This is a genomic window from Flavobacterium sp. AJR (genome assembly GCF_002156885.1).
In the GTDB taxonomy this organism is placed as follows: domain Bacteria; phylum Bacteroidota; class Bacteroidia; order Flavobacteriales; family Flavobacteriaceae; genus Flavobacterium.
This window is the reverse complement of record NZ_NCWQ01000035.1, coordinates 1-20,876: the sequence shown is the minus strand read 5'-3', so window position 1 is coordinate 20,876 and position 20,876 is coordinate 1. Positions and strand designations below refer to the sequence as shown.

The following is a 20,876-nucleotide window of genomic DNA, read 5'->3' as shown; positions in this document are numbered from 1 at the left end:
TATTAAAAAACACAAATATTTTTATCAAAAGCTAAACAATCCTATGAAGAAATCTAGATTTTAAACAATATCGTGTAGATATAGCTGGAAGTACATTACGTATTTATAACTAAAAAAGAAAAGCCTGAAAAATTAAAATTTTCAGGCTTTTTTAATATAAAACTAAATAGATTTAAAACTTAAGGGTTAATCCAGCTAGGAAATTAATTCCTGCCTGCGGATAATAAGACGGATAGATATCCCACATAGCTCCGTTTGAAACATATTTTTTATCCAGAATATTATTTACTAAACCAGTAATTGTAATTGATTTAAAAATAGATTTTGGTTTTATCTCGTAAGCAATATTCAAATCGTTTGTAAAATAATCAGCTAGTTTCGCAGCTGGCAATTCTATATTATTCATGAATTGTTCTCCTACGTACTTTTGCAATAGCGAAACATATAATCCTTCTATTGGTTTATACACAATAATGTTCCCTACTATTACCTCTGGAGAATAGGCAATACTTGTAGTACCATAATACTCTCCATCTACTGCCAAATCAACATTTTTATTACTACTTAATGTAAAATTAGGTCTTATTATAAACTTCTCCGACAAGGCAATCGTAGCATCAACCTCTAAACCTAAACGGTAACTTTTTTCGGTATTTGCACGGATTGGAGCACCAACATCATCTAACCTTCCTGTTAAAATCAATTGATCTTTGTACCCCATATAATATACATTTGAAGTTAATTGTACTTTCTCTGAATTATATCTCCATCCTAATTCAAAGTCGTTTAATTTCTCTGGCTTTACATTTCCTCCTTCATAATCTGTTCTATTTGGCTCACGATTGGCTCTTGCATAAGAGAAATACAAAGTGTTTTTTAAGTTAATTTCGTAATTCAATCCTGCTTTTGGATTAAAGAAATTAAAATTATCATTGACTAAACCAGTTTGTTTACTATTGGCTTTATACTGAACACTTCTATATTGCAAATCACCATAAAAACTAAATTTATCGGTTAATTGATAATTTGCTTTCGCAAAAATATTCCCGTCTGATTTAACCGAATGGTCATCATAATAATGATCTCCAAGTTCTGTTAGAGCAGCATTTCTCGCCCAAATTACTTTACCAAAATGATCACCTTCATATCTATTCCAGCCTCCCCCTAAAATTACATCTAACTTATCTGTAACATATTTTGCAGAAAAAGTAGTTCCATAAAAATCGTTATCCAACCATTTCTGGCGAATTAAATCTGTTCCCGGAACTAATTCTCCTAAATCATTATACACCATCTTAGTAGGCTCAATCCCACCGTAACCTTCAACTGGTTCATTATATTTATAATTTTCATAATATCCTTTTCCTTTTGTATAATGTGCAGCAAGGTTTGTACTCCATTTTTCGGACACAAATTCACTCCAATGTAACTGATAATGGTTTTGATTATAATTATCGGTTTCATTATCATAAAAACGAGTATTCCCTAATGCATCTTTAAACTTTCCTGCAGAGTTGTAGGTTCTGTCAGTATTTAGAGTTTCTGCATCGATTCCGTTCCAGGCTTGATACGTTTTTTCGGTTCCTCCAAAAACCAAAGCTTTAATTAAGGTTGTTTTACCCACATACGCTCCTTGCAAGAAATAGGATTTTAAATCTGTGCTTGCTCTATCTATATATCCATCTGATTTTATGGTCGATAAACGTCCTGCAATTTCAAAATGGTCATTTAATAAACCAGTACTAAACTTAACTGTGTTTTTTAATGTATTGAATGAACCAAATGAAGTAGCAATTTCTCCTGTAGCTTTTGTAGCATAATTATCTGTCAATAAGTTTAAACTTGCTCCAAAAGCGCTCGAACCGTTTGTTGAGGTACCAACACCTCTTTGTAGTTGTAAACTCTCTACTGATGAAGCAAAATCAGGCATATTTACCCAAAATGTTCCTTGGCTCTCGGCATCATTATACGGAATTCCGTTTATGGTAACATTTACTCTCGTAGCATCGCTTCCTCTAACACGAATTCCTGAATAACCTACTCCGTTTCCAGCATCTGAAGTCGTAACAACCGATGGCATATAATTCATAAGAACAGGAATATCCTGACCTAAATTTCTGAATTTAATGTCTTTTTTAGTTAAATTACTAAAACTTACAGGGGTTTTCGTAGTAACACGTACTGCCGAAACCAACACATTATCTAATTGATTTACTTTGGTAGTATCTTGTACTTGCGCAAAAGAAGAAAGAGAATAGAAAAAAGAGAATAGAAGAAAGGAAATAAATTTTCGGCTCAACTTCGAACCTTTGTGCCTTTGAACCTTCGTGCCTATAAAAGCACCTTTAATAATAGTTTTCATCCGTAAAAAAATTACGAATAAAAGGGGGAATTATTCTTTTTGTTAAATTAATAAATGTTTCACGACAAAAGATAGTGTGCACGCTAAAATTGTCGTTTATTCCCTTAGCGACATTACTCGCTCAGGTTCTTTGGGTATGATCTCAGCTCGTTATTTAGAGCACCCCTTTGAGACAGTGCAAATGTAGTGTTAAAAAACAAATTCCAAAAATTAAATTCCAAATTCCAAAAACTCGTTTTTACTATCATCTTTATTAGAATTTGGAATTTAATTTTTGGGATTTTATTCTAAATTTGGTTTCTTTCGAGATTGCTTAATCTCCGAAACGTTCTTTTTATCCTTGATACGTTTACGAATTACTGATTTTGGAATCTTAGTTGCTTTTCGAGGTTTCTGGATTATTAAAGCGTTTTTAATCAATTCCAAAAATCGTTTTGTTACGATACTTTTATTTTTTAGCTGACTTCTATCCTCATCACAATTCAAGATTAAAATTGTATCTAATGTTAATCTTGTTGCTAATTTTATTTCCAAAAGTATTTTCTCTTCTTCGGATAAAGCTTGCGAATTTCGCAAATCAAAGCTCAAAACAACCTTCGAGGATACTTTGTTTACATTCTGTCCGCCAGCGCCACTACTACGAACAGCTTTATAAGTTAGTTCTGTAACAATCTTTTCTATCTCCATTATTGTGGCTGATGTGCTGGTTTTAATAAATCGTTTACCGTTTTTACAGGATTAAAAGTAATTATTGGTACTGCAACAAAAACGGTTAACCATTTTGCCATTGCACCATTCCATAATCCTGGTAATTCATATCCTTTTACAGTATCTTTGCCTGCGCTTTTTTCGACTATAAAACCTGCGTTATGATTTATAAATTTTGTTAAATCAAACTTTTCGTTTTTATAATTTTTAATCCCACAAACTAAATCAACCGGATTAAAATGAGTTGCATTTGCTAAAATAGCTGCTTGGTTTTTGTCTGCTAAATCTACCTGAGAAGCTTCTACAATCTGAAGCGAAATTACTCCCTCTTCGTCCTGAACCCAAAATGGCCCTCCTCCTGGTTCTCCTTCATTCTTCACCATTCCGCATACGCGAATTGGCCTATCCAAAACTTCTTTTATTCGATTTATTTCATTTTCAAAAGTGAGTTTTTCAATAGCTACTTCTATGTTTAGATTTTGTTTTAAAAACAAAACTACCTCAGCGATTTTTCCTTCAGTTATTTGTTGATTTTCAATATCATTTAGGTAACCAAAAACTTTATTTTGCAATTCTATTAAAATACCTGCTAATGCTTTTTTATACAAAGCAATTTTCTCTATATGATTCTGGATTACATTATCGATGTTCTTGATAAAAATAACATCAGCATCCAGATTATTTAAATTTTCGATTAAAGCTCCATGTCCGCCTGGTCTAAAAACCAATTGTCCGTCATCCGTTCTTACTGGTTGATTTTCTAAATCAACTGTAATTGAATCGGTACTTTTATTTTGATAAGAATAGCTGATCCCAATTTTTGTCCCTGACTCTTTCTCAATTTTTGTTTTAACAGCAGCAACACACGCTTCAAATTGACTCTGATGAATTTCTGAAACTGTAAAATGCAAATTAGAAACAGAATTTGAACTGGCATAATAAGCGCATTCATGCAAGTGTTCCTCGATAGGATTTGCAATATGAGTTTTATATTGATGAAAAGGTAAGACCGCTTTTGGTTTATTTGCAAAATCAAAATAATCTGAAGCCAATAAGATTTTTATAAAATAATAATTTTTATAGTCTTTATTTAAAGAATCAAAATCAGGATATACTTCTCTTAATTTTTTATCCACAGTTTCAAAAAAAGGAAACTTATCTATCCCTATAATAAAAAGAGATAATTGACTTTCTTTTTTTCTGTTGATGTATGCATTAATGCTTTCCTTTTCGATATTAAAATCATTTAGGAATGCACTCAAGAATTTAAACATTCTGCTTGCAGCTCCAGAAGCTGGAACGAATTTTTTTAATTTTAAATTCGATTTATTAGCATCAAACGTAGCCGCTTTTATCTCAAAATCGGCTTCTGATAAATTCAAAATTCCGTTTAAAACTGTAGCTGGACTTATTAAGTTACTTTTGTTTATTCCGTTTTTAAAAATCGTTAATTGATTTTTAATTTTTTCAATAGGAATTCCGTGCTCATAAATCTGTACAAAATCGGCCGAAGAAAAACCTAATTCTTTAGCAATCGTCAAATCATTAATTATTTCTATTGCTTTGGCTAAGCGTGACTTTTTATTTCCTGATAAGGTTATATACGGTTTTTGGGTCTTGATTACTGTTTCTTTAAAGATCGAGAAAACAGATTCTCTTTCTTTTGGGCTGTCCCGAATATCATCCTTTTCCCAAGGAACATCTATATCGGTAAGAAAAAACAAATCGTATTCGTGTTCAAGCGCAGCTTCATTTAATAACGGATTACAAAAACCATAGTACATCTCTGAGAATACCTTGGTTACCATAAGATTGGTATCACAAAATAAATATTTATTTGCTAAAGCTAATTTTTCGTTTTCTAATTTTGTTTGCCCGTAAGCAATTGGCATCATATCTTCTTCAATACAAATATGCTGATTTTCTTCCCATCTTTCCTGAAGATAATCACGTGCAAACTCAGGAACCCACTCCGTTTCATAATACGAGGCAAGTTGCTTTGCTAAAGTTGTTTTACCAGTACTTTCAGGACCAAATAAAGCAAATTTTAATATTCTTGTATCCTGTTGTTTAAGATTTTCTTCCATTCTAAATAAGCTGAAATAGCCAAAATTGTAAAAATTAAATATTGGAATGATAACATTCCTAACCCACGATAAGCATATAAAGGCACTACAATAATATCACCGATAATCCAGAGAGTCCAATTTTCTATCTTTTTCTTTGCCATATACCACATTCCTGTAAAGAATATGCCTGAGGCAAGAATATCAATATAATTATCTTTATGTAACTCATAATCGAAAAATTTATAAATGCCGAAAACTACAACAATTGTAATAAAAAACAAGATAATACCTGTTAATTTTTCCTTAATATTTGTACGTGTAATTGGCAAGGTATCTTCTTGATTTGTTCCTTTTGCCCAGTTGTACCAACCGTAAATACTCATAATCGAGAAGTATCCATTAATCATCATATCGCCTAAATAACCTGCTACATAAAGCAAATAAACAGATATCACAGTAGCAATTAATCCTGTAGGATATACCCAAATATTTTCTTTTTTGGCAAACCAAACGCTTAAGATTCCAAAAACAAAAACAAGAAATTCCAAGCCAATATGCCAGAGCGGAACATTTTTATACGCATTAAGAAAAAAATCAATCATTGAGCTTGTTTGTTTTTATTACATAAAAAGGTTTACGATTCAAAAAAATGAATGTCGTTTTCAAAAGCTGTACCTATAACTACAAGGTCTGCTCCCATTTCATACACTTTCTGAATTTGTGACAAAGCTACAATTCCACCACCAACAATTACTGGTATGTTTACATTTTGAGAAATCAGCTGAATCATTTCTAACGGAACAGCTTGCTTTGCCCCACTTCCTGCTTCTAAGTAAATTAATTTATTCCCTAACATTTCGCCTGCCAGAGCTGTTGCTAATGCCAAATCAAGATTTGTTCTATCTAATGGTTTTGTTTTGCTTACTCGTGCAACCGCAGTTTCATTGCCGCTTTCAATTAAAATATATCCTGTTGAAATAATCTCCAGATTCATTTTTTTTAAGATTGGCGCTGCCTGAACCTGATATTCGATTAAATAATCTGGGTTTCTACCCGACAACAATGATAAAAACAAAATTGCATCTGCTTGTGGTGAAATTTGCGATGGGTCTCCAGGAAAAATCATAACTGGTAAATTAGTTTTTAATTTTAACTGAAAAACTAAATCTTCCAAAACAGTACTTTCGACCAAACTACCTCCTACAAAAATATGTGTTGCTGGCGATTGATTAATTTTTTGCAATAAGCTATCAAGGTTTTGCCAAGTAATTTTATCTGGATCCAAAAGAATCGCAAGTAATTTTCGATTCTCAACTTTGGCCAAACGTATTTCTTTATATATGTTTTGTAATTTTTGTCCCATAGCGAGCGTAAAAGTAAAAGTTTTTTTATGCAAGAGAACTATTTCGAATCAATTATATTTGTGTATTCGCTTTAACTAACGAAAGAAACAAACCTATGATTGCTATTGAATTACTAGAAAAATACGACGCAATACAGAAAAAATTCACAAAAACAACTGTTGTTTTTAAAGAAGGTAAGTTGCCTGCGTACTATTATCAGATTCTTTCGGGCGAAGTAAAAATGAATAATTATAATGATGATGGTCGGGAATTTATTCAGGGAATTTTCTATAAAGGTCAATCATTTGGAGAACCTCCTTTATTCTTAAATCAAAAGTATCCCGCTAGTGCTGTTGTTGTAGAAGATGCCGAAATACTTTGTGTTCCTAAGGAAAGTTTCATGAGGCTATTAAACGAAAACCCTGCTATAAGCATTAAGATTATCGAAAACTTAGCACAACGGTTGTATTACAAATCTGTAATGGCTGCCGAAATATCTACTCATGAACCTGAACATCGTGTGTTGAGATTGATTGACTATGCTATTGCAAATTTTAATTTCAAGAAAGATGTAAACGGTTACCTCATCAATTTTACCAGGCAACAAATTGGTGATTTATCTGGGCTTCGAGTTGAGACTGTTATACGTGCTATAAAATCCTTAGAGAAGAAAGGCGAATTAAAAATCATAAACCGGAAAGTGTACCGATAGTTTTTGCTTTATGATTTGAGTCATAAATGTGAGATATATGTAGGCTGTAACTTTGTTACTCTAAAATTATATATCATGACACTTTATAACTCAACATTCGAAAATTTTAATAAAAGTTACATTGGCTCTGCAACTATGGCTATTATAGGACAAAGCTGTCTTGGTGCTGCTGCAGCAATGTTTGTTCTGGCTAATGGAACATCGGTAACACAAATGATTCAGCTTGCTATAATTGTTTTTGCTAATATCATTGCTAATACTTCTATCCTGGCACAAATGAGCCATAAAACGGTTTTTAACCTAATTATAACAAGCGTCTTTTTTAGTATCTTGTTTATTATTATAAATAACATTTAGTTATGAAAAAACAAATAGAAAACAGAGAAGATATATCGCTTCTGGTAAACACTTTCTATACAAAAATAAGAGCCAATACTGAGATTGGCTTTTATTTTAATGATATGATTAAAGATTGGGAGGAACACCTGGAGAAACTAACCGATTTTTGGGAAACCAATTTATTCGCTGTCAAAAAATACAAAGGCAATCCTATTGAAGCACACAATAAAGTTGATGATCATTTTAACAATCAGATTTCATCGCATGAGTTTGGAATCTGGCTAAATGTGTGGTTTGAAACGCTGGAAGAACTTTTTGAAGGAGAAAATGTAGATACTCTTAAACGAAGAGCTCGAAAAATGAGTACGTTTCTTTATTTGAATATGTTTGAAAACCGCTCGAAAGCTTAGATAATATTACGCGAATAATTACACAAAGTTTCGCAAAGGAAACACGAAGAATTATTAAAGGTGCGCATCTGATTACTGAAACTAAATACTGCGACTATTTTTTACCACGCAGATTTGGCTAATTTCAGCAGATTTTACTGAATACTGCAACTGAAAACCGAGACTTTTTTCACTGAAACTGAAAACTGCGACTGAATACTAATTACTAAAAAACTAAAAACTACTTCTCCAGCGCGTAGACTAAAGTAAAGTTTTCTATTTCTTCATAGTACACTACAAAGTCTTTTACCAAATCATCAAAATGTAGGCTTGCCAATGTTTTGTTTTCCTCCAGAGAGAAAGAATTTACACGAATATGGTCTTTAAAACTGATTCCTTTTTCGTTTCGGATTTTGAAGATGGCTTCTTTTGCTCCCCAAATTACGGTAAGTTTTTTTATGTATTCTTCTAATGCATCGGAGTTTAAATAATCGAATTCTCTATCGACAAATTTATCAGCAATTCTTAGAATTTTTTCGCGTTGGAGTTCGATATCGATTCCTACGGTTTCTTCGCTAATAATTATTGCCGAAAAATTATGCGAATGTGTAATTGATATATGATTGTGGCAACTTAAATACGGTTTTCCGAATTGGTCATAATGCAAATCCAGATCGGTAAAACCTGCTTCTTGCAAAAGCATACGTACACTTAAGAATCCTCGTTTATGCAAATCGGATTTCATTCCGTTTAAACGAAGTTGTGTTTTTTCTTTTAAAACTACTTTATCAAGCAACTCTTCGAAAGACTCGGTTATCTTCCAAATTAAAATTTGTGTTGTTGGGTTAAACTGTATTGTTTGATGTAAAGGCATTTGTTTTAATTGTGAATTATAAATTATGAATTATAAATTTTGCTCCTGTCGAAAATATTCTGAAGCCAAATATTTATAATTTTCTCTTTTGCTATATTAAGAAATAGAAGTTCATATACACTTGTAATCTCTTACGTTTCTAGCCCTGATGGTAACGGCATCCTATTGTGGCGGTGTTCGCCGCAATAGATATAGTGGACAGCAGGAAATAGCTTCATATTTTGACTATGCTCAATATGACAATTATATTATTTATCTAATGTTCAAAAGATTAAGTGATTAAACATTTCACAAATCTTTTAGAAATTAGTTAAATTATAAAGTTATTCCGTAAATTTGCAAAAAAATTTACAATTACAAATATACTATAAATGAGTACTACAACTATGCCTTTTGTGGCTTTCAAAGTAAAAGATATCTCTCTAGCGGCTTGGGGAAGAAAAGAAATTGAACTAGCTGAAGCTGAAATGCCAGGTTTAATGGCGCTTCGTGCTGAATATAAAGACGAACAACCTCTTGCAGGTTCTCGTATTGCAGGATGTTTACACATGACTATCCAGACTGCCGTTTTAATCGAAACTTTAATTGCTCTTGGTGCTGAAGTTACTTGGAGTTCTTGTAACATTTTCTCTACTCAAGATCAGGCTGCTGCTGCTATTGCTGCTGCTGGAATTCAGGTTTATGCTTGGAAAGGTCTTAACGAAGAGGATTTTGACTGGTGTATCGAGCAAACTTTATTCTTTGGTGAAGACAGAAAACCATTGAACATGATTCTTGATGACGGTGGAGATTTAACTAATATGGTTATTGACCGTTACCCTGAATTGGTTGCTGGAATTAAAGGTTTGTCTGAAGAAACTACAACTGGTGTACACAGACTTTACGAAAGAGTAAAAGCTGGAACTTTGCCAATGCCTGCAATTAACGTAAATGACTCTGTTACTAAATCTAAATTTGATAACAAATACGGTTGTAAAGAATCTGCTGTAGATGCTGTACGTCGTGCAACTGACTTAATGTTAGCTGGAAAAAGAGTTATCGTTTGTGGATACGGTGATGTTGGAAAAGGAACTGCTGCTTCTTTTAGAGGTGCAGGATCTATTGTAACAGTTACTGAAATTGACCCAATTTGTGCTTTACAAGCAGCAATGGACGGTTATGAAGTTAAAAAATTAAACTCTGTAATTGCTAATGCTGATATCATCATTACAACTACTGGAAATAAAGATATCGTTCTTGGAGAGCACTTCGAGCAAATGAAAGACAAAACTGTTGTTTGTAACATCGGACACTTTGATAACGAAATTGATATGGCTTGGTTGAACAAAAACCACGGTGCATCTAAAATCGAAATCAAACCTCAGGTTGACAAATATACTATCGCTGGAAAAGATATCATCATTCTTGCTGAAGGTCGTTTAGTAAACCTTGGTTGCGCTACAGGTCACCCAAGTTTTGTAATGAGTAACTCATTTACAAACCAAACTTTGGCACAAATCGAATTATGGAAAAACAGTGCTGCTTACAACAATGACGTTTACATGTTACCAAAACATTTAGATGAAAAAGTTGCTGCTTTGCACCTTGCTAAATTAGGAGTTGAATTGGAAACTTTACGTGACGATCAAGCTGCTTATATTGGTGTTCCAGTTGAAGGTCCTTTCAAACCAGAATACTACAGATACTAAATAATTTTAGATTTAAGATTGTAGTCCCGAAGCTTCGGGATAGATTTTTAAAATTAACTGAATATTAGAACCCTTGCAGAAATGTGAGGGTTTTTGTATTATTGTAACAATCTAAAAAACATGAAAAATTATATTTTTATCATTATTTTTTTAATTGTGTCTATTGAATTAACCGCCCAAGGCAATTCTAAATATGAATTTCAAAAAGACAGATTTGATTTAGGAGAATCTTTTTTACAAAAAGGGCAAAATGAAAAAGCAATCCAATTATTTTTTTTTGCCCATCATATTATTCCCGACAACGAACTAGGACAAATTGCATATAAAAAATATGATTCTTTAAAATCAATCGTCAGAGAAAATTTGTTGAAAAACATATCTGGAAATTGGAAAAAAATTAGCACCGATTCAAATTGGGTTATGCCCGATGAAAATGGTTTGATTGGAGAAATGTTAACAATTAATTCCAATGAAATATTATTTTTTGAGCTTTACAAAAAATCGAAAGAATGGTGTTTCATAAAAACTGAGCCAGTGATTTTTTGTAAAAAAGCAGAAATTGCAACTTACATCTACTATGATTCTAACTTTACAGAATTTGTGTATAAAAATAAAGAAGTTTGGCGATATTCTATTGATGAAAATTCAGGGATTTTAAATGCTTATTTTATCGGTTTTGAAACAGAAAATGGAGTTTCTGAGATGATATGCGGTAATTCTCACTTTCAATATTTTAAGTTACAATAATTTATCTCTACAATTTATCAAAATCTCACCCAACCAGGCATAAAAAACATTTCACTCAAAAAATTGCACGTTTATAAATATCTACTTACTTTTAATAATTAAAATAAGAATCTATTTCTCAAATACTTAAATAGTACAAACTTGAAAAAAACAACTTTTTTAATCATCTTCTTATTTTTACTTATTCTCCCGCAAATTATTTTTTCTCAGGAAAAGAAACCTAAAGTCGTTTTAGTCTTAAGTGGTGGCGGAGCAAAAGGAATTGCACATATTCCGCTTTTACAAAAACTAGATTCTCTACACATCGTTCCCGATCTTATTGTAGGAAATAGTATGGGAAGCGTTATAGGAGGCTTATACGCCATGGGATATTCTGGCGATAGTATCGAAAAATTAACCAAAAACATTAATTGGGATAAATTACTTGGCGGAGGCCAGTCGTTAAGATCTGTAAGTGTAGAGGAAAAAAGAGAATTTCAGCGCTATTTAGTTGGAATAGGAATTAAAGATAAAAAACTAAACAGCGTTGGCTCTCTGTTAAATGATCAAAATTTAAGAGAATACCTTGCTGAATTGACCTATCCTGTATATAATGTTAAAGATTTTGACAGTCTGCCAATACCGTTTAGAGCCATGGCTACCGATTTATCCGAAGGAAAAGAAGTTATTCTAAGCAAAGGTAATCTTGCTTATGCCATGAGAGCCAGTATGTCTCTGCCTGCTATTTTTAAACCCATGGCATATGAAAAAACAGTATTAGTTGATGGTGGTGTAATGAATAATTTCCCTACAGATGTTGCCAAACAAATGGGCGCCGATATTATTATTGGTAGTGATGTAGGTGGCGGATTGGAGCCAATAGACAAACTGAATAATCTTGTGACTATATTGACACAAACCAGTATGTTCCCGAGTAATATTAAGAATCCAGCAAACCGAAAACTCTGTACGATCTTAGTCGATCATTTGCCGAACTTACGTTTTTCTACCGCAGATTTTGCAGATAGTGATGAAATCTACAAAGATGGTAAAATCGCAACAGCAGAAAACCTTCCGGCTTTAATTGCATTATCCGAAAAATTAAAAGGATACACACAACGAATTCACGAATTACCAAACATGCCTCCAGAATTTGTTCTTGACACAATTGTTTACAAAAAAATTAGTCCCGAAAACCTTGCTTTGGTATTAGGAAGAACAAATCTTAAAACAAATACAAAATATACCACCAAAGATTTAATAGCAGGCATTAACAGAGCCATGGGTACCAATCTCTTTGATGAAATTACATACAGTTATTTCATCAAAGATGGCGATAAACTAGGAGTTACTCTATTTGGACATGAACGCGCCAAAAACCAACTCAACACATCTGTACATTACGATACTTACCGAGGCGTTGGAATCATTTTTAATTACACTGCAAGAAATGTTCTTGCCAGAGCATCTCGTCTTCTTGTAACAGTGGATATTGCAGAGCAGCCAAAAGCAAGAATCAATTTTCAGAAAAATTTCGGAAAAAACAGAGACTGGTGGTGGTCATCTGAACTTTATGGAGCTTTTTTAAGGCAAGAAATTTATTTTGATGGCAAAGCTTCAGATAATGTACTTTATAATTATTTTGAATTTAATAATGAGATTAACAGAAACATAAATTCACTAAAAAGTTATTTTGGCTATGGTTTACACTATCAATACGCCAATTTAAAACCAAAATACGACAGAGAATACAATCCTAACTCAATCGACATCACCGATTACTCCTTAAACAGTATAGAATTAAACATGCATTATGCCTACAATAATATGGATAAAGTTTTCTTTGCCGAAAATGGAACAATTATAAAAGCAAATGTAACCCGCTCATTGTTAACAGATGTCTACACCTCTTTTAACGATCCAGATCAAACAAGCATATCTGGTGCAACCAATGGTTATACAAAATTTGGTTTCAGCTTTGAAAAAAGAGCTCTTATAAGAAAGAAAATTACAGGAATCATTGGGTTTGATTCTTATTTTATTTTTGAGGATAAACTTAAAGACAATCAAATTTCATATTCCGATTTTGGTTATGCTTCAAAATATTTCTTAGGAGGAATTATACCAAGTTCTGGTAGTAATCGTTTTTCATTTCCTGGCCTACATGAAGATGAACTCAATGTTTCACAATATATGGGCTTAAAAATTGCTTCTCAAATAAACCTTATGGGAAAAATCTATCTTACTCCCCATTTTAATATTGCAACTGTTGGGTTTGAATCTTTTGATAAATACATTAATAAGGCATTTAGTCCAAAAGGAAAATGGGATGATGGCTTCGACCCTAGCCTTGTAATATCTGGAGGTGCCGCGATTTCCTACCAATCCATTTTGGGTCCAATCCATTTTGATACTTCCTGGATAAATAATATCGACAAAGTAAGATTGTTTTTTAGTGTCGGATTATCACTAAATCCTTAAGAAAAATCGGGTTTCTTTTTTAAATCTAAAATTTATAATTTGGGCGTGCCACCATTAAAAAAAATACCCAATAAGCATTACGTTCATTGGGTATTTTCTTTAACGCTGTCGGCTTCCCGATAGCTATCGGGAGGGCTACTTTGGTAGCTACCTCCTATCCCTCACGCAAACAAAATCATCAAATTAATTTAAGACCTTTCTTTTTACATTCAGGAACTAACTCCTAGATTATATTTATATATTAGCTATAAAACATTATTAGGATAAAGAAAATGTTTTAAAATCAAATCAAGAACTAGTTAATCATATCAACGTAATGAGCTTGAATATTTTAAAACCTCAACTATCTATAATGTAAATAAACCCGATTAGATTAATTACGATTAAAAATATGATTGAAAAAGTTATATGTGAACTACATGGTTCAAAAGATATGTCTTTTGCCTGTATTCATCTTGCAATGGCAATAGACAAAAAAGAAAAAGTTGGCTTTTTTTATTCCGAAGCCGAAGAAGATCTTCCGCAAATTGCCTGGTGTGGATCATGCGAGCAATGGTTACTCGATAACGGCGAAGAGTGGAATGAAGCATTTGAAGATTTAGCCGATTTCAAAATATTATGCTCCGATTGTTATGACGAAGCCAAAGAAATACAGTTCGGAACTGATAAAATATAAACAAACATGATTTCTACAAAAGACTTTAAATTATTACCTAATAAAAAATCACTCCAGAATATCTGCAAAGCAATTTCAGTTCTGGACGCTATTATTTGTCAAGAATGGGAATATCGATATTACTCCTACAACTCTAAATGGGGAGAAGGTGAAGAGTATTGCGAAATGAGAGACGGATCTGGAGATTTAATGAATATTCTTTTTCTCGAAAATCATTGCGTAATAAATGGTTTTGCACATGAATATCAGCATAACGAGAAAAGTGATCTGACTAAAAACCTTCCTGAGATTTATAATGACTTTATTTTTGGGGAGCCTGTTGCATCCTTTGGAACAACATTTTGTTTGTGGACAAACGAAACCGAGAATTGGGAAGTTGGAACGATTGAAGATTATAATGACAACTCAGCAGAATTACTAACTATTTTTGATGGAAATCCGCAAACATATATCGATTGGGCAAGCGAGTATTTTGATGAATCTTATAAAGAAACTGGAATTCCATTAAAAACTGTAACCGAAATTTACCAAGGTAAAATCCTGACCAAAGAAATGGTTTTGTCTATTGTAGACGAAATTGAAGATTGGGAATTACTAGAAGAAGATTTAAAAGAAATAAATTACGAATACGATTTTAAATAGATAAACAGCAATGAAACGCATTTTCCTCATCTATATATTTCTCCTTATAAACTGTATGTCATTTGCACAAAATAATGATACATGGACTCCCTTCTGGGACAAAGACACAACGCATACCGGATATAAAGATAAAAACAGCATTATAAAAATCGAACCTAAATTTATGGGAATGACAATTGCCAATAAATTTGATGATATTATTGTTGTTTCCGAAGAAGAAAATGAAAGTTGGAAAAACTATTATTTAACAAAGACTGGAAAAATAATTGGTCGAGATAGTTTGTATATATTCGACAATGGTCCTGATTGCGAAAACGAAGGTTTTATCAGATTTCGAGACCCAAAAACTGATAAAATGGGAGTGTTTAATGGTCATGGTGAAATTGTAATTCCTGCCGAATATAGCAGCATAACCAAAGTTATAAACGGAATGATTATAGCATTAAAAGGCGCCGAAAAAGTAAATGATAATCATGGTGGAGGTTGCAATCATTTTAGTTGGGCTGGTGGAAATAACTATCTTATTGATACCAATAACAAAATCCTTATCGAGAACTTTGTATATAATGATGAGTTGAATTTTTATTCTTTACAAAAATCAAAAGAACCAAGCTTAGACCCGATAAGAGAAAATTTCCTTGGTGTTGATGGACAATACTATTCATTTATAAATTATGATAAAGAGTTTAAATTATGGCTAAAAAACAGTTTGCTCACAGATTTATCCAAAGAGAATTTACTAAAACATTCCTATGAAGAATTTTTCTATTGGAAAGAACCAGTTGGCTGGATTAATGAACCAAAAACTAAGTTCATTAATAAAAACTACAAACTCATAAAAGATAAATTGCTAGAACTTAGCAATCCTACTTGTGATTACTTTGTTACGACAAATGGCCTAAATCAATTTATCTACGAAGCAGACAAATACAATCAGTACTTTAATAATTGTAATGAATCCAAAGACTGGAAATATCCAATGATGAGTATTATTATTAATCACCGTGATAAAAAAAATTCCTCGCAGGATCATTTTGATTTCCTGAGAACCGAAAATGGGTATCAATTAATAAGTGTTTCTATACGTAAAGGGAATCTTAAATAAATTATGACAAAAGAAGATTTTAAAATCAATTTAGAAAAAGCCCTTGACGGACTTATAGATTTTACACAAGAAATGGTAATAAACAAATTACCACACGATTGTAAATTCATAATTAAAACTAATTGTTCGTACGATGGAAATGAGCTAGAAAACGATGAAGAAATTTATCCTGATGATAAAATCAATGAATCAAGCTCAATTAATCCTGCTACAAAGTCGACTGTAATTGATTATTTATGGCGAAATGGTAAAGTCCCACAATGGATTAATCTTCAGGTTAATAGTTGTGACCTAAATTTTAGCTACATCACATTAGAGTGCTGCGGAAGATACTCGGCTTTTTTAAATCATAAGGATGGTCCTTTTCGTGGGTTAGGACCTAGTATTCCCTATCGCTATTATGATCCAATTTCTGAAAAACTCATCCAAAAAGTAGATTTGAATGAAATAAAACAATATTCAATAAATTCTTCTTTTCACTAAAACACAAAGGTTAACTTTGTAAAAACGTGAATTATGAAAAACTTTTTATTTTTAGGAATTGCCATTATATTTGAAATCATTGCAACTTCAGCATTAAAAAAATCAGAGCAGTTTACTCAACTTATCCCAAGTATAATAACTTTTATAGGATATGCAGGTGCATTTTACTTCCTTAGCTTTGCTATAAGAACAATTCCTGTTGGTGTTGCCTATGCTATTTGGTCTGGAGTTGGGATTGTATTAATTACTATTATTGGTGCCGTATTTTTTAAACAAACTCCCGATTTACCTGCAATAATAGGATTGGCATTAATTATAATAGGTGTTGTTGTTATCAATGTTTTTTCTAAAACTACAACACATTAGATTAAAAAATAGTACTTTTGATAGTATCAAATGATACTATCATGAAGCCTCCATATGACATTACTCCAATTATATTAAAACTTATCAGTTCTATTTCTGAAAAAATTGGAGCACTAAACGCCGTCAATTTAGACAAGCAATCTCCTCAGTTAAGAAAACAAAACAGAATAAAAACAATTCATTCTTCTTTACAAATTGAAGGAAACACTTTGACAGAAGAACAAATTACAGCTTTAATAGAAAATAAACGTGTCTTTGGTCCTGAAAAAGATGTCCTTGAAGTTCTTAATGCCATTAAGGTATATGAAAAATTAGATCAGTACAAATCAACATCATCTAAAAGCTTTTTAGATGCACACTCTGCATTGATGAAAGGTTTAATTCCTGATTTTGGAAAATATCGAAAACAAGGTGTTGGAATAGTAAAAGGTTCAAAAGTTACACATGTTGCCCCGCCACATGACAATGTTCCTCATTTAATGAATGATTTATTTGATTATTTAAAAGATAAAGATGAATTAACTCTAATAAAAAGTTGTGTTTTTCATTATGAAATGGAGTTCATTCATCCTTTTTTAGATGGAAATGGTAGAATGGGAAGATTATGGCAAACCTTAATTTTAATGAATGAATATCCCGTTTTTGAATTTTTGCCTTTTGAAACTTTAATTAGCCAGACTCAAAAAGAATATTACAAATCACTTGAAACAAGCGACAATACTGGAAAATCAACTCACTTTATTGAGTATATGCTTGGGGTCATAAATACATCGTTGGAGAATTTATTGAACTACAACAATAGAACAATAAGAGATATAGACCGCCTGGATTACTTTTCGATGCTAGGAGTTCGTGAATTTACAAGAAAAGATTATATGAATGTTTTTAAAGAAATATCATCTGCTACAGCAAGTAGGGATTTAAAAAAAGGAGTGGAACTTAAGATTTTTAAAATTGAAGGAAATCAAAATAAAACAAAGTACATTTTACTATAAATTGAATTTCTTTATCATATAATTACAAATACAATGAACTTCCGAAAAGCTACTATTTCCGATTTAAAAGAAATACAGGAATTGTATGTCGAAACTATAAAACATGTTTGCAAAGACGATTATAATCCAGTCCAAATTGATGTTTGGATTTCGGGAGTTGATAATACCGAACGCTGGATTGAAGTTATTAATACACAATTTGTTTTATTAGCAATTATAGCAAATAAAATTACTGGTTTTGGAACTTTAAAAGATGGAAATTACATCGACTTCTTTTACATTCATAAAGAGTATCAACGACAAGGAATCGCTGATAAAATCTTAACCGAATTAGAACTTGAAGCAAAAAAATATCCCAACGCTTTGGGACAAAAAACCATAACATCTGACATAAGTATAACAGCAAAACCATTCTTCGAAAAGAAAGGCTTTATTGTAAAAGCCGAACAACGAAATATAAGATTAGGCGTAGAACTGATTAATTACAAAATGGAAAAAGATTTATAGCGAACTTTATAATCTCGGAAAGTTTTAATTTTAAAATTTATGCCAATCTTTGGCGATGTCCTTTATGCTCCTTCGACTTCGCTCAGGATGAAAATATTGCGAAAATAAATTTACGCCCTTTTGAGTTTTCGAGTAAAAAACATCGCGTTCTTTGCGGTTAAAAAAACACAGCAAGTTTCGGATTTTATGACCGAAGAATCCTGTTGATATTTGTATTATAAAATTGAACGAAATGAATACACAGGAAAACATTAATTATAATCGCATTGCCGATGCAATAGATTATATCAAAGCTAACTTTAAGGAGCAACCCAACTTAGATGAGGTTGCCGAAAAAGTGCATTTAAGTCCGTTTCACTTTCAGCGTTTATTTACCGAATGGGCAGGAACAAGTCCGAAGAAATTCTTGCAATATATAAGTGTTGAACACGCCAAAAAAATCCTCAAAGAAAACAATCAGGCAACTTTATCTGATGCCGCTTTCGATACTGGTCTTTCGGGTACAAGTCGCCTTCATGATTTATTTGTAAACATCGAAGGAATGACGCCAGCCGAATATAAAAACGGAGGTAAAAACCTGGAAATCAATTTCAGTTTTGCCGAAAGTCCGTTTGGAAATATTATTGTAGCTTCGACCAGTAAAGGAGTTTGTTTTATGGCTTTCGCCGAAAATGAAGAAACTGGTTTTGAAAATTTACAACACAAATTCCCAAATGCAACATTCTCCCGAAAACTGGATTTGGTACAACAAAATGCACTATTTATTTTTCAGAATGACTGGAGTAAATTATCCGAAATAAAACTGCATTTAAAAGGAACTGATTTCCAATTAAAAGTTTGGGAAACGCTACTAAAAATTCCAATGGGGCAACTCTCCACCTACGGTTCTATCGCACAACAAATAGAGAAACCTAATGCTTCTCGTGCAGTAGGAACTGCGATTGGCAGTAATCCTGTAGCTTTTCTTATTCCGTGTCATCGTGTGATTCAAGCTTCTGGAACTTTTGGCGGATATATGTGGGGAAATACCCGAAAAACTGCTATAATTGGCTGGGAAGGCGTACAGGTAAATCCAATAATCTAAAACTACACAACATATACATGTAGAGACGCACCGCAGCGCGTCTAACGTTCCGTATTTCTATTTACAATCTATGACGATAATCTTTGCGTAGACGCACTACGGTGCGTCTCTACAATAAAAACCGTAATCCCATAAATAATTCACATGATATATTTTTCACGCAGATTTAACAGATGTAGCAGATTTTTTCAAATCATTTTAATCCTTGAATCTGTGGCAAAAATTAGGACAATCTTTGTGTAGACGCACTGCGGTGCGTCTCTACAGGATAAAAATTGCGGTAAAATATAAACATAATTTTTTTCACGCAGATTTAGCAGATATGGCAGATTTATAAATCATTCTAATCCTTTTAATCTGTGGCAAAAAATATGACAATCTTTGCGTAGACGCACTGCGGTGCGTCTATGCAGATATACTGTATGTGAATGATTCTTTATGATAAATTCAATAACATCTAAAATTACCATGCAAAATATACAATCAAAAATTACTTCTCTTAATTGGGAAAGCATCACCGAATCTATGCACGAAAATGGATTTGCAATAATTCCGAATGTGCTTAATAACGATCAATGTGAAGATTTAAAATTTGACTATTCAAATCCTAATTTATACCGAAAAACGGTCGTTATGGAACGTTATCGTTTTGGTTTGGGCGAATACAAATATTTTAATTATCCATTGCCAGATTTAATCCAAACAATTCGAACAGCTATTTATCCTAAACTCGCTCCAATTGCAAACGCCTGGATGAAAGCATTAAATATAAATACGGTTTTTCCTGAATCTCATGAAAAACTATTAGAGCAATGTCACGCCAATAATCAATTAAAAGCGACTGTTTTAATTTTAAAATATGGCAAAAGCGGTTTTAATACCTTACATCAGGATTTATATGGGGATGTTTATTTTCCGATTCAGATTGTACTTTTTCTAAACAAACCCGATGAAGATTTTACTGGTGGTGAATTTGTATTAACACAACAGACTCCCAGAGCACAATCGAAAGCCATAGTTCTGAAACCCAAAAAAGGTGATATTCTAGTTTTTACCACCAATTTCAGACCCGTAAAAGGTTCTAAAGGTTATTACCGCGTTAATATGAAACATGGTGTTAGTGAGATTCATTCTGGCGAACGACATACGCTGGGGATTATTTTTCATGATGCGTTGAGTTAAGGTACAAAGGTGCTGAGGTACTAAGGCACAAAGGTTTTAACATACAGCATGTCTGTAGAGACGCACCGCAGTGCGTCTACGCAAAGATTGGTCCTCATAGATTAATTACGTGATGTTAGACGCACTGCGGTGCGTCTCTACAGAA

Annotated in this window: 21 protein-coding genes and 1 riboswitch; of the genes, 15 read left to right on the top strand and 6 right to left on the bottom strand. The window is 32.6% G+C overall.

Features of this window, described 5'->3' with window-relative positions; all coding sequences use genetic code 11:
* Positions 1-172: 172 nt before the first annotated feature.
* The 5 genes from B8T70_RS10760 to B8T70_RS10740 all read right to left on the bottom strand — a co-directional run bounded on the left by B8T70_RS10760 (position 173) and on the right by B8T70_RS10740 (position 6,502).
* Positions 173-2,362, bottom strand: coding sequence for a TonB-dependent receptor (locus B8T70_RS10760; RefSeq protein WP_086894856.1), 2,190 nt, complete (start codon positions 2,360-2,362; stop codon positions 173-175).
* Between the two features lie 83 nt (positions 2,363-2,445).
* Positions 2,446-2,539: riboswitch (TPP riboswitch) on the bottom strand.
* Positions 2,540-2,644: 105 nt separating this feature from the next.
* Positions 2,645-3,049: an alternative ribosome rescue aminoacyl-tRNA hydrolase ArfB gene (gene arfB, locus B8T70_RS10755; protein ID WP_086894855.1), complete on the bottom strand. Its 405-nt coding sequence runs from the start codon at positions 3,047-3,049 to the stop codon at positions 2,645-2,647.
* Positions 3,049-5,157, bottom strand: a complete 2,109-nt coding sequence (locus B8T70_RS10750) for a DUF4301 family protein (protein ID WP_086894854.1) — start codon at positions 5,155-5,157, stop codon at positions 3,049-3,051. The genes arfB and B8T70_RS10750 overlap by 1 nt, the downstream gene beginning before the upstream one ends.
* Positions 5,118-5,741, bottom strand: a complete 624-nt coding sequence (pnuC, locus tag B8T70_RS10745; protein WP_086894853.1) for a nicotinamide riboside transporter PnuC — start codon at positions 5,739-5,741, stop codon at positions 5,118-5,120. The genes B8T70_RS10750 and pnuC overlap by 40 nt, the downstream gene beginning before the upstream one ends.
* Before the next feature lie 32 nt (positions 5,742-5,773).
* Positions 5,774-6,502 carry a geranylgeranylglyceryl/heptaprenylglyceryl phosphate synthase gene (locus tag B8T70_RS10740; RefSeq protein ID WP_039111842.1) on the bottom strand — a complete coding sequence of 243 codons (729 nt, stop codon included), beginning with the start codon at positions 6,500-6,502 and terminating at the stop codon, positions 5,774-5,776.
* A 95-nt stretch (positions 6,503-6,597) separates the two neighbouring features.
* Here B8T70_RS10740 and B8T70_RS10735 point away from each other — a divergent pair, with 95 nt between their 5' ends.
* The 3 genes from B8T70_RS10735 (at position 6,598) to B8T70_RS10725 (ending at position 7,943) form a co-directional block, all read left to right on the top strand.
* Positions 6,598-7,194: a Crp/Fnr family transcriptional regulator gene (locus B8T70_RS10735; RefSeq protein ID WP_086894852.1), complete on the top strand. Its 597-nt coding sequence runs from the start codon at positions 6,598-6,600 to the stop codon at positions 7,192-7,194.
* A 75-nt stretch (positions 7,195-7,269) separates the two neighbouring features.
* Positions 7,270-7,551 carry a hypothetical protein gene (locus tag B8T70_RS10730; RefSeq protein WP_039111840.1) on the top strand — a complete coding sequence of 94 codons (282 nt, stop codon included), beginning with the start codon at positions 7,270-7,272 and terminating at the stop codon, positions 7,549-7,551.
* Positions 7,552-7,553: 2 nt separating this feature from the next.
* Positions 7,554-7,943, top strand: coding sequence for a group III truncated hemoglobin (locus tag B8T70_RS10725; protein ID WP_086894851.1), 390 nt, complete (start codon positions 7,554-7,556; stop codon positions 7,941-7,943).
* Positions 7,944-8,163: 220 nt separating this feature from the next.
* Here the strand turns inward: B8T70_RS10725 and B8T70_RS10720 are convergent, their stop codons facing one another.
* On the bottom strand, positions 8,164-8,796 hold the full coding sequence (locus B8T70_RS10720) for a 4'-phosphopantetheinyl transferase superfamily protein (RefSeq protein ID WP_086894850.1): 633 nt from the start codon (positions 8,794-8,796) through the stop codon (positions 8,164-8,166).
* 371 nt (positions 8,797-9,167) lie between these two features.
* Here B8T70_RS10720 and ahcY point away from each other — a divergent pair, with 371 nt between their 5' ends.
* The 12 genes from ahcY to B8T70_RS10660 all read left to right on the top strand — a co-directional run bounded on the left by ahcY (position 9,168) and on the right by B8T70_RS10660 (position 20,731).
* Complete coding sequence (gene ahcY / locus B8T70_RS10715; protein ID WP_086894849.1) at positions 9,168-10,484, top strand: adenosylhomocysteinase; 1,317 nt, start codon at positions 9,168-9,170, stop codon at positions 10,482-10,484.
* Positions 10,485-10,604: 120 nt separating this feature from the next.
* Entirely contained in the window at positions 10,605-11,231 is a 627-nt protein-coding gene (locus B8T70_RS10710; RefSeq protein ID WP_086894848.1) for a hypothetical protein, read from the top strand.
* 141 nt (positions 11,232-11,372) lie between these two features.
* The gene (locus B8T70_RS10705; RefSeq protein WP_086894847.1) at positions 11,373-13,691 is read left to right on the top strand and encodes a patatin-like phospholipase family protein; all 2,319 of its coding nucleotides are present in this window, start codon (positions 11,373-11,375) and stop codon (positions 13,689-13,691) included.
* A 391-nt stretch (positions 13,692-14,082) separates the two neighbouring features.
* Positions 14,083-14,367 carry a hypothetical protein gene (locus tag B8T70_RS10700; protein ID WP_086894846.1) on the top strand — a complete coding sequence of 95 codons (285 nt, stop codon included), beginning with the start codon at positions 14,083-14,085 and terminating at the stop codon, positions 14,365-14,367.
* Between the two features lie 6 nt (positions 14,368-14,373).
* The gene (locus B8T70_RS10695; protein WP_086894845.1) at positions 14,374-15,009 is read left to right on the top strand and encodes a hypothetical protein; all 636 of its coding nucleotides are present in this window, start codon (positions 14,374-14,376) and stop codon (positions 15,007-15,009) included.
* Positions 15,010-15,064: 55 nt separating this feature from the next.
* On the top strand, positions 15,065-16,114 hold the full coding sequence (locus tag B8T70_RS10690) for a hypothetical protein (protein ID WP_165763201.1): 1,050 nt from the start codon (positions 15,065-15,067) through the stop codon (positions 16,112-16,114).
* Between the two features lie 3 nt (positions 16,115-16,117).
* Positions 16,118-16,597: a hypothetical protein gene (locus tag B8T70_RS10685; protein WP_086894843.1), complete on the top strand. Its 480-nt coding sequence runs from the start codon at positions 16,118-16,120 to the stop codon at positions 16,595-16,597.
* A 33-nt stretch (positions 16,598-16,630) separates the two neighbouring features.
* The gene (locus tag B8T70_RS10680; RefSeq protein WP_086894842.1) at positions 16,631-16,963 is read left to right on the top strand and encodes a multidrug efflux SMR transporter; all 333 of its coding nucleotides are present in this window, start codon (positions 16,631-16,633) and stop codon (positions 16,961-16,963) included.
* A 41-nt stretch (positions 16,964-17,004) separates the two neighbouring features.
* Positions 17,005-17,958, top strand: a complete 954-nt coding sequence (locus B8T70_RS10675) for a Fic family protein (RefSeq protein WP_086894841.1) — start codon at positions 17,005-17,007, stop codon at positions 17,956-17,958.
* 33 nt (positions 17,959-17,991) lie between these two features.
* Positions 17,992-18,465, top strand: coding sequence for a GNAT family N-acetyltransferase (locus B8T70_RS10670; RefSeq protein WP_086894840.1), 474 nt, complete (start codon positions 17,992-17,994; stop codon positions 18,463-18,465).
* 232 nt (positions 18,466-18,697) lie between these two features.
* Positions 18,698-19,549 carry a methylated-DNA--[protein]-cysteine S-methyltransferase gene (locus B8T70_RS10665; protein WP_086894839.1) on the top strand — a complete coding sequence of 284 codons (852 nt, stop codon included), beginning with the start codon at positions 18,698-18,700 and terminating at the stop codon, positions 19,547-19,549.
* A 468-nt stretch (positions 19,550-20,017) separates the two neighbouring features.
* Entirely contained in the window at positions 20,018-20,731 is a 714-nt protein-coding gene (locus B8T70_RS10660) for a 2OG-Fe(II) oxygenase (RefSeq protein WP_086894838.1), read from the top strand.
* The last annotated feature ends 145 nt before the right edge of the window (positions 20,732-20,876 follow it).